This is a genomic window from Tenacibaculum lutimaris (assembly GCF_003610735.1).
Classification (GTDB): Bacteria; Bacteroidota; Bacteroidia; order Flavobacteriales; family Flavobacteriaceae; genus Polaribacter; species Polaribacter lutimaris.
Window position 1 is genome coordinate 717,308 of the sequence record NZ_RAQM01000006.1, and the last position, 15,691, is coordinate 732,998.

Annotated in this window: 11 protein-coding genes; 7 read left to right on the forward strand and 4 right to left on the reverse strand. The window is 32.8% G+C overall.

Translation table 11 applies throughout. The features are described 5' to 3' along the window. Positions 1 to 15: 15 nt before the first annotated feature. From C8N26_RS03440 to C8N26_RS03470, 7 genes are all read left to right on the forward strand, one after another. A complete protein-coding gene (locus C8N26_RS03440) occupies positions 16 to 333 on the forward strand; it encodes a hypothetical protein (protein WP_120186012.1) in 318 nt (105 codons plus the stop codon). Between the two features lie 95 nt (positions 334 to 428). Further along, positions 429 to 2,513 (forward strand): TonB-dependent receptor domain-containing protein, encoded by a 2,085-nt coding sequence (locus C8N26_RS03445; RefSeq protein ID WP_245962520.1) that lies wholly within the window; start codon positions 429 to 431, stop codon positions 2,511 to 2,513. 63 nt (positions 2,514 to 2,576) lie between these two features. Further along, on the forward strand, positions 2,577 to 3,119 hold the full coding sequence (locus C8N26_RS03450; RefSeq protein WP_120186013.1) for a DUF2911 domain-containing protein: 543 nt from the start codon (positions 2,577 to 2,579) through the stop codon (positions 3,117 to 3,119). 197 nt (positions 3,120 to 3,316) lie between these two features. Continuing rightward, entirely contained in the window at positions 3,317 to 6,136 is a 2,820-nt protein-coding gene (gene leuS, locus C8N26_RS03455; RefSeq protein ID WP_120186015.1) for a leucine--tRNA ligase, read from the forward strand. Positions 6,137 to 6,242: 106 nt separating this feature from the next. Continuing rightward, positions 6,243 to 6,695 (forward strand): hypothetical protein, encoded by a 453-nt coding sequence (locus C8N26_RS03460; RefSeq protein WP_120186017.1) that lies wholly within the window; start codon positions 6,243 to 6,245, stop codon positions 6,693 to 6,695. Between the two features lie 115 nt (positions 6,696 to 6,810). Then, positions 6,811 to 7,767 carry a hypothetical protein gene (locus tag C8N26_RS03465; protein ID WP_028891778.1) on the forward strand — a complete coding sequence of 319 codons (957 nt, stop codon included), beginning with the start codon at positions 6,811 to 6,813 and terminating at the stop codon, positions 7,765 to 7,767. 142 nt (positions 7,768 to 7,909) lie between these two features. Next, a complete protein-coding gene (locus C8N26_RS03470; RefSeq protein ID WP_120186019.1) occupies positions 7,910 to 8,779 on the forward strand; it encodes an acyl-CoA thioesterase in 870 nt (289 codons plus the stop codon). Positions 8,780 to 8,838: 59 nt separating this feature from the next. On the opposite strand, the gene C8N26_RS03475 is transcribed toward C8N26_RS03470, so the two are convergent. The 4 genes from C8N26_RS03475 to C8N26_RS03490 all read right to left on the reverse strand — a co-directional run bounded on the left by C8N26_RS03475 (position 8,839) and on the right by C8N26_RS03490 (position 15,677). Next, on the reverse strand, positions 8,839 to 11,100 hold the full coding sequence (locus C8N26_RS03475) for an inorganic phosphate transporter (RefSeq protein ID WP_120186021.1): 2,262 nt from the start codon (positions 11,098 to 11,100) through the stop codon (positions 8,839 to 8,841). Between the two features lie 72 nt (positions 11,101 to 11,172). After that, positions 11,173 to 12,393, reverse strand: coding sequence for a porin (locus C8N26_RS03480; protein ID WP_120186023.1), 1,221 nt, complete (start codon positions 12,391 to 12,393; stop codon positions 11,173 to 11,175). 268 nt (positions 12,394 to 12,661) lie between these two features. Continuing rightward, a complete protein-coding gene (locus C8N26_RS03485) occupies positions 12,662 to 13,549 on the reverse strand; it encodes a metallophosphoesterase (RefSeq protein ID WP_120186025.1) in 888 nt (295 codons plus the stop codon). Positions 13,550 to 13,688: 139 nt separating this feature from the next. Beyond that, positions 13,689 to 15,677 carry a DUF5689 domain-containing protein gene (locus C8N26_RS03490; RefSeq protein WP_120186027.1) on the reverse strand — a complete coding sequence of 663 codons (1,989 nt, stop codon included), beginning with the start codon at positions 15,675 to 15,677 and terminating at the stop codon, positions 13,689 to 13,691. Positions 15,678 to 15,691 lie beyond the last annotated feature (14 nt).

Sequence of the window (15,691 nt, forward strand, 5' to 3'; positions counted from 1 at the left end):
TTGTACATAATAGCCATGTTACGTCCCATAGCTCCTTTTGTAGAATATGCAGTAAATTATGATTATATATCAAAAGTTTTGTGTATCAACAAAGATAAACCAGAGTTAAACTGTAACGGTAAATGTCAGTTAATGATGGAACTTGAACAACAACAAGATGATGATTTTAATTCGTTGCGAATCTCAATGGAAGAATATCCTATCGGGTTTGTTTCAGTTTTAAATTTAGACTTAGAAGAAAAACAGTTTATAAAAGAAAAAGAATCATTTTCTCATAAGAAAAATTATTGTTTTTCATTCAATCAGGAAGTATTTCATCCGCCTACAATTTAATTTTTCATACAGTTTTTCACATCGTAAACAATTCAAAAGTTTTTTGAATTGATAGGTGTTGCTATACAATTATGTAAAAATTAAACCCAATTTTAATGAAAAATTTAGGATGGATGCTTCTTAGCATCTTTACTATAACTATGTCTGCACAACAAAAAAAAGACACAGTTAAACAAGAAACTATACAATTAAACGAAGTAATTGTCGACGGAAAAATAAAAATAAACCCTGTTCATGCTACTGTTAAAAATGATTATCAAAAAAAAGTAATTCAACCTAAAAATGTAGCAGACTTATTTTCTGAAATCAATGGGTTTTCAGTAATAAAAAGAGGGAACTACGCAATGGATCCAACATTCAGAGGTGCTGCTTATGAACAGTTAAATGTTATGTACGATGGAGGTACAAAAGCGGTAAATGCTTGTCCGAATAGAATGGATCCGATTACCACACACATCATTCCAGAAGAAATTTCAAAAATTGAAATTATAAAAGGGCCTTTTACAGTGAGATATGGTGCAACTTTTGGAGGTATTGTAAATATGGTAACTGAAAACCATAGATTATTAGATAGTGGGTTTCATGGAAAATTCTCATCAGGATATGAAACAAATGGAAACTCATTTGTAAATATGTTACAGTTACAACATGTTACCAACAAGTTCGATGTAATAGGAAATGTAGGGTACCGAAATTTTGGTGATTATAAAGACGGAAACGGTACAGAGATACCATCATCATTTACCAGTACCGATTACGGGGTTGAATTAGGTTACAACCTTACCGAAAATCAACGCTTACAAGCACATTGGCGTCAATCTTTTGGTAGAGATATAAAGCATGTAGCGTTACCAATGGATACCGATTATGACAACAGTACAATTGTGTCGATAGATTATAAAGCAATAAACTTAGGGAATACATTGAAAACAATTACCACTAAAGGTTTTTACAGTTATGTAGATCATTTAATGACAAATACAAATCGTCCGAATTTCAACATGGTTTTTGCCTCATCACCAGTAGAATCAACTACCATAGGAGGTAAAGTAGAGTTTGAGTTTAATATGCATGAAGATTTTAATTTGTTTGTAGGAAGTGATATCAATCACATTAAAAGAGGAGGAAATCGTACACGTACTATAAAAATGATGAACGGTATGATGTTGCCAATGCCTATGGTTAAAGTAGATAAGATTTGGCAAGATGCTTATATAAATGATTTCGGTGTGTTTTCTGAAGCAAAATTCAACGTGGCACCTAAAACTGTGTTAACTACAGGAGTTCGAGTAGATTTAGTAAAAGCTAACGCCAAAGATTTAGAAGCAGATTTTGCCACAATATATCCTGAGGTAAAAACAAATGAAACCAATGTGAGTGGTAATATTTCTGTAAAGCATGCATTTTCTAAAAAAGCAATTTTAGAAGCTGCATTTGGTAGAGGAGTGCGTACAGCAAATATGGCTGAGCGTTATATTAATCACTTTACGATTGGCTCAGATTCTTATGAATATTTAGGAAATCCGATGTTACGACCAGAAGTAAATAATCAATTTGAGTTAGGGTTGAAAGGAAAACTGGGGTTGAATAACAACTTGCAATTACATTATCAAACATCAGCATTTTATTCAATTTTTGAAGATTATATTTCAGCGGTGGTCGATCCAACCATTCCAAGGAAATTTATGCCGAATCAACAACCAGAATTTACAAAAGTGTTTACAAATATTGAAGATGCAAGTAAAATAGGATTTGAAGTAGCGGCTAAGTTACAAATGTTTAACAATTACTATTTTCAAACAGAAGTAGCCTATGTAAAGACAAAAAATGAAGATTTTGATGAGTCGTTGCCATTAAATCCTCCTTTTACGTCAAAAATTTCTGTTGGTTTAGACAAAGAAAAATATTGGGCAAAAGCACAATACAATATTGTGTCGAAACAAGAAAATATTGCGCCTTCTTTTGGTGAAACAGTAACAGAAGGGTATCAAACTTTAGATGTTAAATTAGGTGTTAAACCTTTTAAAAAATTTACATTAGGGTTTGCTTGTTTAAATGTTTTTGATGAAAATTATACGAACCATTTAAATTTCTCGTATAAGAACCAAGCAGACTTGCCTATGACTAGAATTAACGAACCAGGAAGGAATTTTACAGCTTTTTTACAGTATAAGTTTTAGTGTTTGTGTAAGGATGTTTAAATTTGGTGACTAATCTCCCAATTATTAACTAAAAATTTAAAAATGAAAAAATCAATTTTATCAATTATTGTATTTGCTGTAGCTCTTGTGTTTTCTAATGAAGTTGTGGCTCAAGATTTTCCGAATCTAGATAAAAGCCCAATGGATGCAGCTACATATCCAAGTAGTTACAGAAATTCAGATAAAAAAGTAAAAGTTATTTATAGTCGTCCTCAATTAAAAAGAAGACCCGTATCTCGTTTAGCAGTTGCAGGTAAAGTATGGAGAACAGGAGCAAATGAAGCCCCAGAAATTACTTTTTACAAAGATGTAACCTTTGGAGGGAAAGAAGTAAAAGCAGGAACATACTCGTTATTTACAATTCCTGGAGATAAAGAGTGGACTGTAATTTTAAATACTGCTAAAAATGTTTGGGGAGCTTATTCTTACAACGAATCAGATGATGTAGTACGTGTAACAGGAAAAGTTTCTAGAGCAAACGAAAACATTGAAGCTTTTTCAATTGCTTTTGATGGAGAAGAAGATGCTTTTAATATGTATTTAGGATGGGGTAACGTTGTAGTTACTGTACCTGTTAAAGGATAATTTTTTTAAAAACAAATAAAAGGCTTCATTGGTTTTGTACTAATGAAGCCTTTTTGTTTTTATAGCTTTTCACATCCAAACGATAATTGTAAATTTGCAGCTTCAAAATCACGTCATTGCGAACAAAGTGAAGCAATCTCATAAAAAGATTACTTCGTCATTTTCATTCCTCGTAATGACAGGAATAAACTAAAAGAATGCAATACAATCACCAAGAGATAGAAAAAAAGTGGCAAAAGTACTGGGCAGATCAAGGTACGTTTAAAGCTGAAAATGATTCTGATAAACCAAAGTATTATGTGTTAGATATGTTTCCTTACCCATCTGGAGCAGGATTACACGTAGGGCATCCGTTAGGATATATCGCATCTGATATTTATGCACGTTACAAGCGCCATAAAGGATTTAATGTATTGCATCCACAAGGGTATGATTCTTTTGGGTTACCTGCTGAACAATATGCGATTCAAACAGGACAACATCCAGCAATTACGACAGAAACGAATATTAAAACTTACCGTCGTCAGTTAGATAATATCGGGTTTTCATTCGATTGGTCTCGAGAAGTTCGTACTTCAAATCCAGAATATTATAAATGGACGCAGTGGATTTTCATTCAATTGTTCAACTCTTGGTATAATAAAGATACTGATAAGGCAGAAGATATTTCAACCTTAGTAGCAAAATTTGAAGTAGAAGGAAATGCAACTATAAATGCAGTTGCTGATGAAGATATAACTATTTTTTCTGCGGAAGAATGGAAGAGCTTCTCTGACAAAGAACAACAAGAAATACTATTACAATACCGTTTAACTTTTTTATCGGATACTGAAGTAAACTGGTGTCCAGCACTAGGGACAGTATTAGCAAATGACGAAATTGTAAACGGAGTTTCAGAGCGTGGGGGGCATCCAGTAGTTCGTAAAAAAATGACTCAATGGTCTATGCGAATTTCTGCGTATGCACAACGTTTATTAGATGGATTACAAAATATTGATTGGCCACAGCCATTAAAAGATAGCCAAACTAACTGGATTGGTCGTTCACAAGGAGCGATGGTGTCTTTTGATGTGGATGGACACGATGCTAAAATAGATGTATTCACAACACGTCCTGATACTATTTTTGGAGTGTCTTTTATGACCTTAGCTCCAGAGCACGAGTTAGTGTCACGAATCGTGACTGATGAGCAAAGAAAGGCTGTTGAAGAATACATAGAGGCAACAGCAAAACGTTCTGAGCGTGATCGTATGGCTGATGTAAAAACCATTTCAGGAGTGTTTACAGGTGCGTATGCGTTGCATCCGTTTACTGGAAAGCAAGTACCAATTTGGATTGGTGATTACGTATTAGCAAGTTATGGTACAGGTGCGGTTATGGCGGTACCATGTGGTGACCAACGTGATTATGATTTTGCAAAACACTTCGGATTAGAGATTCCAAATATTTTTGCAGATGTTGATATTTCTGAAAAAGCAAACGATGCTAAAGATGGAATTAAATTAGCAAACTCTGACTTCTTAGACGGTTTAAACTATAATAAAGGAATGAAAACTGTAATCTACGAATTAGAAAAACGTGGATTTGGTTACGGAAAAATAAACTATCGTTTACGTGATGCAGTATTTAGTCGTCAACGTTATTGGGGAGAACCATTCCCAGTATATTACAAAGACGGTATGCCGCAAATGATTGATGCAAAGCATTTGCCAATTGTATTGCCAGAAGTTGAGAAATACTTACCAACCGAAGATGGAAAACCACCGTTAGGGAATGCAGAGGTTTGGGCATGGGATACAACAACAAATACTGTTGTTGAAAATAGCAAGATTGACAACGGAACTGTTTTCCCGTTAGAACTGAATACTATGCCAGGGTGGGCAGGAAGTTCTTGGTATTTTAACCGTTATATGGACTCGAATAACGAAGGAGAGTTTGTAAGTAAAGAAGCGGTTGACTATTGGAAACAAATAGATTTATATATTGGAGGTTCAGAACACGCTACAGGACACTTATTATATGCGCGTTTTTGGCAAAAATTCTTATTTGATAGAGGATTGTTACCAGTAGATGAGTTTGCTAAAAAACTAATCAACCAAGGAATGATTTTAGGAACTTCTGCTTTTGTGTATAGAGTTGAAGGAACAAACACTTTCGTTTCTAAAGGATTGATTGAGGGTAAAAAAGTACAGCCTATTCATGCAGATGTTTCATTGGTAAACTCTTCTGATGAACTAGATGTTGAAGCTTTTAAAAAGCACCCATTAAATATTGATTTTAAAGATGCTGAATTCATTTTAGAAGATGGTAAATACATAGTAGGTCGTGAGGTTGAAAAAATGTCAAAATCGAAATACAATGTTGTAAATCCAGATTTAATTTGTGAGGAGTACGGAGCAGATAGTTTACGTTTATTCGAAATGTTTTTAGGACCGTTAGAGCAAACAAAACCTTGGAAAACATCAGGGATTTCAGGAGTGTATTCTTTCCTAAAGAAATTATGGAAATTGTTTACCAATGAAAACGGAATCAATGTTTCTGACGCTGAACCAACGAAAGACGAGTTAAAAACGTTGCATAAAACTATTAAAAAAGTAGAAGAAGATATTGAGAATTTCTCGTTCAATACGTCAGTTTCTACCTTTATGATTGCTGTGAATGAGTTAACAGCGTTAAAATGTAACAAGCGTGCTATTTTAGAACCGTTGTTAGTGTTAATTTCCCCATATGCACCACATATTGCGGAAGAACTATGGAGTCAGTTAGGACACGATGAGTCTATTGCAACCGTAGCTTTTCCAAAATTTGAAGAGAAGTATTTAGTTGAAAGTTCTAAGAACTACCCAGTTTCTTTCAATGGTAAAATGCGTTTTACGTTAGAGTTACCATTAGATTTAAGTAAAGAAGAGATAGAAAAAGTGGTAATGTCGCACGAAAAAACACAACAACAATTACAGGGACGAGAACCAAAGAAAGTAATTATTGTTCCTGGTAAAATTATCAATATTGTAGGGTAAAATTTGCTCTGTAAAACATAAAAACCCCACAAGCAATTAATTTGTTTGTGGGGTTTTATTTTTAAACTAAATTCGCTCACGATAAAAACAAATTAAACTTTAACAAATGAAAAAGATTTTTAAAATTAGCTATGCGGCTTTGGTATGTTTAACCTTAATAATAATAGGTTGTTCCGATAGCGATAACGATTTTACTGGAATAGCAAATACAGAGCTGTCAGGAAAAGTATTCGGAACAGAATTTAAGGCTAAAGGAGGTCAAGCGTTTATGTCTGGAAACAATGAACTTTCAGTACATATTACCAATATTCAAGCAGATTGTAGTTCAGATATTTTTGATTACGAATTAGAAGTATCTACTTATGTGAAAGCTGAGTTAGGAACTTATAACAATACGAACGTAGTTTTTAATAAGAAAGGATTTGGTCCTTTAAACTACCTTCAAGGAGTTGTTGAGGTTGTAAGAATTGCTAATAATGAAGTTACTTTAAAAATAAAAGCAAATTCAAGTGCCGATAATTCAGTAGAAGGATTCTTTACGCTTCCTTTTTGTAAGTAATAGAAACAAGATAGATATATTGATAAAAGGCTTTTGCATGAAAAATGTGAAAGCCTTTTTTGTATTGTGAAACCAAAAACTTTTCTCAAATTTGTTCATCAAAAAAAATCAAACTATGAAAAAAGTGTCCCTTAATAACTCTTGGCTTTTTGTAATAATTCCAATTGGAATTTTCATTTTTGTAGCTTTACCGCAATTACAAAACACCTATGAATCGTTTCAAAAACGAGAAATAGAAGTGCATCAAAACGCCCAAGAGTTAGACTCATTACGACAACTTACAAACCCTACAAGAAAAGATTTAAACAACATTAAGCGTCTTGAAATAACTGTTCCAGTTCATAAGTTAAGTATAAGAAAACAGCGATATACCTACTATAAGACAGGAGGAATGTTAGCCGTATTAGTTTTTATGTTTATTGGTATGTTTGGTTCGAGTTATTGGGCTCAGAGAAAGAAACAATCATCGAGCAATAAACAAGTAGAATTTTCATTCGGAGACTTTACAACCGATGCTATAGGGCAACATATTTCATGGAATGCCGTTAAAGGTTCAGGAAGTAATTTTTTAAGTGAACGCTTACGAAAAACAGCTTTTGGTTATAAAATAACCTCTAGTTCATATCTAAAGTTTGTAGCTTGGAGTTTCCTTTTAATGGGGTTAAACTACGTAGTTTGGTCTTATGTTGAGTTTTTCGAGTTTTCTAAAGAGTCTTTAACCTTTATGCATGGTGGAAAAATCTTTTTTACTTCTGGCGGACCGTTTTTACTAGTAGGGGTATTCTTGCTGTTTTCTTTTGGAGCTAAAGCATTTTTAAACTCACAAAAAAGAAAGGTGTTAGTGGATGGAGAAACTATTCCTTTTCAACAAGTATATGCCTTACAAGTATTGTCAAAATTTGTTGAAGGAAATAAATCTGGAGGTTACTATTGCTATGAAGTTAATTTAGTAACTCAAAATGGTGAGCGTCATAATTTATTAAACCATGGAGACAAAGAATATTTGTTGAGTGATATGGTAAAAATAAGTAGGTTTTTAAAAGTGCCAGTTTGGAATATGAATGTTGCCTAATCAACATATTTAGGTGTTTTCAAAGGCTTAATGAGAATTTAAGGTTACTTTTGAAATACATTCAATAAACAAACTTTAGCTTTACAAGCCTTTAAAAGTATAACAACATAAATAAATTAAGCTCTCGTAGAGAGAAGATAACATGAAAAATACTCAAGAATTATTAAACATACTTACTCTTGATGATATAGGAAATGGTAATTTTAACGGAGTAAGTAGAGATATAGGAAGTCCTAATGTTTTTGGAGGTCAAGTATTAGCTCAGGCCTTAAATGCAGCATATAGAACAGCACCAAAAGATAGAATATTACATTCATTACATTCATATTTTTTAGAAGCAGGGAACCTGGAGTTGCCAATAACATATAATGTACAACCAATTCGTGATGGAGGAAGTTTTTCTACACGAAGAGTAACAGCCCATCAAGGAGATAAAACTATTTTTATATTATCTTGTTCATTTCATAAAGAAGAAGAAGGGTATGAACATCAAAAACCAATAAAGAAAGATATAAAACAACCAGAAGAGTTGTTGAGTTGGACAGATGTGTTGGACCAATTCGGGGCTTTTTTACCTCAAAAGATGAAAGATTTTTTAAGCATAGAAAGACCTATAGATTTTAAACCTGTGCAAATAGTAAATCCGTTAGATAGAAAAGATTTACCGCCTGTGGTTGATGTTTGGTTTAAGTTGAAAGGCGAAGCGAAAGATTTACCATTAGGAATAAAGCAACAAATACTTACTTATATTTCCGACTACAATATTTTAACCTCGTGTTTAAATCCTAATGCTAGTGTTGCTAATTTTGGAAATACTCAACTAGCCAGTTTAGATCACTCAATGTGGTTTTACCGTGATTTTAATTTTGATGATTGGATGTTGTTTTCAATAGAAAGTCCAAACGCTTATGGAGCTAGAGGGTTTGCTATGGGTAACATTTATACCAGAGATGGAGAGCTAATAGCTTCAGTTGCTCAAGAAGGATTAATGAGACCAATGAAAAGAAGCTAATAAGACTATTAAAAATATAAAAAAAACCGAGTTAATTATTAACTCGGTTTTTTTATTTGTTAAGCGTCTATTTCAGCAGATTTTGTACTGATGTGAAATTCTTCATATGTTTCTAGTAAACTCATTAAACCAGAAACTAAATCTTGGGTCTCAATTAAAACACTAAAGTATAACGTAGTGTTTTTCGGACTCGTTTCATCGGTTCTAATACGTTCTACTTGTTTTTCAATAGATTCAGAAACATCTTTTAATAATTCTTTCTTTTCATTAATAATATGTTCTAAGTTGTCAAAACTTCTATTTTCAAAAGTTTCGCTAATATCTTCTAACAATTTAGAAAGTGTATGATCGATGCTCTTTAAGTCTTTAATTTGACCTTTTTTAAGATTTTTGTGGTTGTTATTTACGTGCTTGTACGTAGCTCTAGAAATATAGCTAATCGATTGTGCTACGTCTTGTAAGTATCCTAAAATTAAGATATAGAATCTACTTGCTTGTACCGAAGTATCATCTAACGATTTGATAAAATAGAATACACCATCTTTTAAGCTATCTATTTCGTCGTTTAATTTTGTTACGTGTTTATCCGTTTTACGTAATTTTACTAAATCATGAGTAGCTAAATCATTTACTACACTAGAATATAATTTGTTTATACGTTGCGCTACTTCAGCAATGTGGTCAGAACTCTCTTCAATTACTCCATTAATAGTAATTAATTCAGCTCTTTCCATGTGTACTTGCTTCTTCTCTTGTTTAGATTTCTTTCTGTGTTGTAAGGTGTTTCTTCCAATTAAAAGAGCAACAACTAACAATAATACAGGAATCATTACTTTATCCCAGCTAATTAAGTAAGCAACTAAGGCAGCAGTAGCAAAAGCTGTAAGAGCTGTTAAGAACCACCCACCAATTACGTTAATTACACCAGCAACTCTATATACAGCACTTTCACGTCCCCAAGCTCTATCTGCTAAAGAGGTACCCATTGCTACCATGAAAGTTACATAAGTAGTTGATAAAGGTAATTTCATAGAAGTTGCAATAGAAATTAAGATACCCGCAACAATTAAGTTAACAGCAGCTCTAACTAAATCGAAAGCTGGCATTTCATACGTTTTATCTTTAGGTAATTCTATTACTGGTTTTTGAAATTTAGTATCAATATAAGCTAATGTTTTTTGAGGTACAATATAGCTGATAGCAGCATTTATACCCATAGCACTTCTTACTACGATTCTTGATAAAGGGTTTGGTTGAAATTTTTCATGTCCATCACCTTGACGAGATAAATCGATACCTGTTTTAATTACTTCTTTTGCTTTGCTTGAAGTCCATAAAGTAATAACCATAATCGCTCCAGCTAATAATAATAACCAAACATTAGAAGGTACTTTTTTAGCTAAAATTCCCATAGAAAATGCATCAGGAGCAACTCCAGATATTTCCCAAGCTTGGTAAGAGTTCCATGCAGCGATAGGTACACCAATAAAGTTTACTAAATCGTTACCAGAGAAAGCCATTGCTAAAGAGAAAGTACCAACACCAATAATTAACTTTAAAATATTAACTTTAAAGAACTGGATTAATGCATGTGAAATAGCACTCCAAAAAACAAAACTTCCAGCAATAATAAGTATAGTATTTCCCTCAATTAAATGTTTTACATCACTGTAGAAAGGAGTTCCTTTCATACCTTTAATAATGATGAAATAAGTAATTGCTGTAATAGCAAAACCACCAAATAATGAATTTATATAGGTAGGTCTCTTCTCAAAATTAAATGAATAAATTAAACGAGAAAAGAACTGAACAATAGCTCCGACAGAGAAGGCTACTACAACGGAGAGCAGTATTCCGTTTATAATTTCAACCGCTTTTTTATGGTTGATGTAATTCCAAATATCTGAAATAGATTGAGAATCGTTAGCTGCAATTTTAATTAATGAAATACATACAGCTGCTCCTAATAATTCAAATACGATAGAAACCGTTGTTGAGGTTGGCATCCCTAATGAGTTAAAGATATCTAGTAATAAAATATCAGTAATCATTACTGCCATAAAAATAAACATGATATCTTGGAACATGAACATGCTAGGATTAAAAATCCCTTTACGAGCAACCTCCATCATACCACTTGATGTTACGGCTCCCATAAAAACCCCAATACTCGCAATTATCATAATATTTCTTACTTTAATTGCTTTAGAACCGATGGCTGAATTTAAAAAGTTAACAGCATCATTACTTACACCCACAACTAAGTCGACGATAGCTAAAACAGCTAGTGCGACTAGCATCAAAATATATGGATCTCCCATTTTTTAGTTTTTAATTAAGTTTTGCAAATTTAGTTACACAAGAATGCTCTTATGTTATGTTTATGTTATCATTTAAAAATGAATATCTACTTGTAATCGGTACATTAACTGGTTGGTAGCTGTTGGTATGTCTAGGTAACTAACATCAGTTTGTACTTTTAATTTATGACCAATAATGTATTTTGATAATCCTAACGTATATTGGTTTTCAATGTCTTTTCCTGTAATGTTTTTGTTCAATGCAATATTGGTATAACGAGCAGATATTTCCCAGTTTTTATCAAACAAATATCCTGTTTGAAGGTTTAATGCATTACCCACTTCTACAACTACTTGTTTTCCTTTACTGTCTAGTACAGGGGTTCCATCAGAATTTTTTGCAAAAGGGTCTTCAGCATCTCTAGAAGCATATTCCCCCATAAAAGAGAATCCTTTATATTTAAACATGGCATCTACGAAGAAGGTTGAAATGTTTGTTTCATAGTATCCCGCATCATTTACCATATATTGTCCTTGGTTACTTCTTGTTTTTACTGCATTGTTGTTAAAGTCGTAACTCATACCGATAGCTAACTTCGGAGTTTTTTCTCTTTTTAAATCGCCACCTTTATAATCTCCATTTCCTTCAAATAATCCGAAAGGTAAAAACTCAAGGTGTGCTGTATATTGATGACCTCCTAGGTTACCTACAGTTACATTTCTTCCTTCACCTTGCGAAAAGGCTAGGGCTTCTCTAACCACAAATTTATCTGATAGGTTAAAATGATGACGTAATTGCATGCCCATATCACGGTCAATATTAAATCGCTTGTTTAATAAAGAACGATCAACTAACTGCATGTCTGCTGAAGATATAACACGTTCTCTGTTTCCAGGTAGTTTAGTTTGTCCAAACCAAAGCTCGAAATTTTGGTAAAAATTCCATTTTAAAACGGCGTCTAAAATATATCTTGGTGCATTACCTGTGTGTTCAGAGGCACCGCTAATATCTCTATTAGACATTCCTATTTCTAATTTATACTTTAATTTTGGTGAAAAAGCGAATCCTTTAAATTTTAAACGAGCTCTTCTTACTAGCATTGAAGATGATGGATTGTATAATCCTTCTTTGTTTGAGTCCCATTCAGCAGTTGCTAAAAATTGCATTCTAGCACTCATGTTCATAGACCAAGTACTATCTTTTCCTGTTAAATTAAATAAGCCCTTGCCAAATTTAGGAGAGTTTGTTTCTTGAGCATGTGTATAGGATAACACAAACATACTTACAATCGTAAGTGCTGTTTTACAGTTCATTAGATTTAGTTTATTAGTTTTTGTCGCGGCAAATAACTAGCTCTAATGTTAAATAAGTGTTAACTAAATATTAAAAAACTGCCTTTATTCAAGGCAGTATACGGTAAGTCAAATAAATAGTCGACAAAAACTAATAAATTTATAATGACTATACGCCTCAAGACTGAGGTAAGTCAAAAATACTAGCTTTCTTTGGTGTCAATATTAAGTAGAATTTAATAAACTGTTACGAAGGTAAATTTTAGGTTAATTTGACAAGAAATTATACTTACAGGTATTCTGTTATTTTTTCAGGACCTTCTAAAACAGTTCGAGTAATTTGCATGGTTCCGTTGTCATTGGTTACTAAATGCCATTTAATAAGTGTAATTTCCTTGTTTTCAATTTCTAAACCAGTAATACACCTAGGATGAACACAGCTACCATCATTAAAATGAGGTAATTCTTCACAAGAAGGAAATCGAGGTCGGTGTGTATGCCCTGTAACAATCATTTGGTTGTTGTTAGCTTTTACCCAATTTTCTAATCGACGTTCTACCTTTATAAGTCCTTTAAAGTTTTGAGCGGGACTTGTTGGGTCTTTAATTCCGTGTATTTGCAATGGACGCCATAAAACTTTTACTAAAAAACGGCTAAATTTCCAAAAGGTATAATTAAACCAATCAGCTTGATGACCATGAAGTAGGAAAATTGACTTTCCGTCGTCTTGAGTTAACCGGATGGCTTCAGAAAAGGAAGCGTTAGGAAGTAATTCTTTTTCTTTTCCATCAATTGTATCGTAATAATAGCTTAGGTTTTTTCTAACATTTTTGGGTTTTCGGTAATTCATGTCATGATTTCCCCAAATAAAATGCAACGTATTTTTTTGATGGAATTTTTGAAGTAATAAGTAAACATCTTTATTTGCATTAAAGATATTTACAAATTTATTTTCCCATAGTTCATCACCATCACCTAATTCTATATAGGTGAAATCTTTTTGCAGATATTGAGATAAGGCAAAATGATATATTTTTCGATTACGAGCAAAATCATCAGCAAAACTATTATCACCTCTATGGCAATCGGAAAATAAAACATACTTAGATGCTTCGTTTAATGGGAGTTTTTTTGCTTTTTTAAAAGCTCGGTTTAATCTATCGTTAGAAGAAAACATAGGTAATAATTTATAATATAAATATAGAAGTTATTACTTAATGAAGCATTACATAATTTTTTTTATAAAAGGAAAATCCAGAAAGTTTAAACTTTCTGGATTTTTAATAATAATCTTTAAAACTATTTAAATAGGTTTCTTATTGAATAGTGAAGTTGTCTAAATAAAGATCGAAAGGAGCGCTTTTACCTACTTTTAAAGCAAAGAAACTCTCATTAAAATTAGATGTGTTTAAATCTGTAATACCACTTAAATCTAAAGTAATTTTAACCCACTCTCCACCAGTGTTAATTGAACCTGTGTAACTATTGCTACCACCAACAGAAATAGTCGTGTCTCCAGTAATGTCACCTAAATTAAAAGGGTAATATGAACCATCTGTCTTATATAAGTTAATAGAGATACTTTTTCCTGTTGAAGTTCCTTTTACATAAAAAGTAATAGAGCTGTAAGTGCTTGGTAATCCATTTTGAGCTAAAGATGTGAATACGTAGTCGTTACCTCCTGTAGAACTCATGTTGATGCTTAAAGCAGTACTTCCGTCAACTCCATTGCCAGCACTTTCTGTAGCATAGCTTTTAAGACCATAAGTGTTTAAGCCATCAGTAAAGGCAGTAAAATCTTCAAAATTACCTCCAGCAAAAGCTAAAGAACCAGAAGGAGTAGGTGTACCCCCACCACCACAAGTAGTAGCATCTTCAGTAAAGTTTACATCAGTTTCGTTTCTTAAATAAATTTGAGCAGTACCTTTGTAAACAGTCATAACACCAGTTACTGTTCCTTTTTTATCACTTACGCTATTATTAGCAAAAGAAGCATCGTTTCTAACATAAGCAGTTAACGGAGTACCATCACATTCAGCAATTAACTCATTATTACCACTATAAGTTTTAGCATTATCATTGAATTGAACACCATCAATTTGTACAAGCTTACCTTCGTAATTACCAGTTAAAGCTTGTGCAAAAGTAATAACTTCAGGAGTTGGTAACGTACCTGTTGTTTGGCTTATGATGCTTGATGGAGAAATGTTTAACTGTAATAAATCGTTGTATTCGCTTAATTTAGCTCCTCCAACAGCGATTTCCACTTCGTCTCCTAAGTTTAAGTTGTGGTCTCCACTAAAACGTAAAGCAATACCTGCGGTTGCATCTTGAGCAAATGCACTTAAGGCATGTAAGTTGTCAGTAGATAAATCAGAAGTAATAACTACTTTTATTTTTGAGTTTTCTGTTATAGTGATTTCTGTATTGTTGTATAGAGCTTTAACATCAGCTAAAGTAACTTCAGTAGCATTGCTATAGCAATCGTAATCATCTGAGAACATTACGTCATTTGTGTCTCTAATAAATAATTGAAAATCGTTTCTATATTTCCCTAAAACAGCTACTATACTTCCTCTTTTGGCAGGAATAGATTGAGCTTTAAAGTCTGCAAAACCACTATTTCTCATAATAATTTGCTCTCTGTCATTACAGCTTTCAAAATATCTATTTACACTATAGGTGTTGTTTGTGTTTGCATAGGTGGCATTCTTTTCAACAGATCTCATGTCATTTAGCTGAATAAGCATATTAACATGAGTGTCAGTAATATCAGCTATACTATTTAGTACTAATGGAGTGATTGTAGCCGTTTCAGTAGAGCGTATAATTATATCTTTATAAGAACTTGCTGAAATTCTATCTACAGAAGTACCATTTAATTGTCCTATTTCTAAAACACCATTATTGCTATGTAATCCTAAACCATTTAATTTTACATAAACTTTGCGTCCTATTTCGTAAAATGAATATGTGTCTGTAGCATCTACGGCTAATTGAATAGCTGCTGTAGGGTTCTCAGGGCTATTTTGTATAGAGATAGTTTTATAAATGTTTCCGCTTTCATCACTAGACACTACATACCCTTCAATGATTAGATTTTCTCCTACTGTTTTTTCGAAATCAATTACAGCGTTAGAGTAAACTAACATATCCCTAACTGATTGAATAGTATTAGTTGCTGTTAATCCTGGGTCTTCAACATTGACGCTAGGGATTGAAAAATCACCATCTTCAACACATGAGTTGAAAGTAAATGCTAAAACAGTTAGCATTATTAGTTTTAATATATTTTTTGTTTTCATTTTATGCTTGTTTT

Coding starts and splice junctions, on each gene's coding strand:
- C8N26_RS03490 (WP_120186027.1), bottom strand. CDS start 15,677: ATGAAAACAAAAAATATATTAAAACTAATAATGCTAACTGTTTTAGCA.
- C8N26_RS03460 (WP_120186017.1), top strand. CDS start 6,243: ATGAAAAAGATTTTTAAAATTAGCTATGCGGCTTTGGTATGTTTAACC.
- C8N26_RS03440 (WP_120186012.1), top strand. CDS start 16: ATGTTACGTCCCATAGCTCCTTTTGTAGAATATGCAGTAAATTATGAT.
- C8N26_RS03445 (WP_245962520.1), top strand. CDS start 429: ATGAAAAATTTAGGATGGATGCTTCTTAGCATCTTTACTATAACTATG.
- C8N26_RS03485 (WP_120186025.1), bottom strand. CDS start 13,549: ATGTTTTCTTCTAACGATAGATTAAACCGAGCTTTTAAAAAAGCAAAA.
- C8N26_RS03470 (WP_120186019.1), top strand. CDS start 7,910: ATGAAAAATACTCAAGAATTATTAAACATACTTACTCTTGATGATATA.
- C8N26_RS03450 (WP_120186013.1), top strand. CDS start 2,577: ATGAAAAAATCAATTTTATCAATTATTGTATTTGCTGTAGCTCTTGTG.
- C8N26_RS03465 (WP_028891778.1), top strand. CDS start 6,811: ATGAAAAAAGTGTCCCTTAATAACTCTTGGCTTTTTGTAATAATTCCA.
- C8N26_RS03480 (WP_120186023.1), bottom strand. CDS start 12,393: ATGAACTGTAAAACAGCACTTACGATTGTAAGTATGTTTGTGTTATCC.
- leuS (WP_120186015.1), top strand. CDS start 3,317: ATGCAATACAATCACCAAGAGATAGAAAAAAAGTGGCAAAAGTACTGG.
- C8N26_RS03475 (WP_120186021.1), bottom strand. CDS start 11,100: ATGGGAGATCCATATATTTTGATGCTAGTCGCACTAGCTGTTTTAGCT.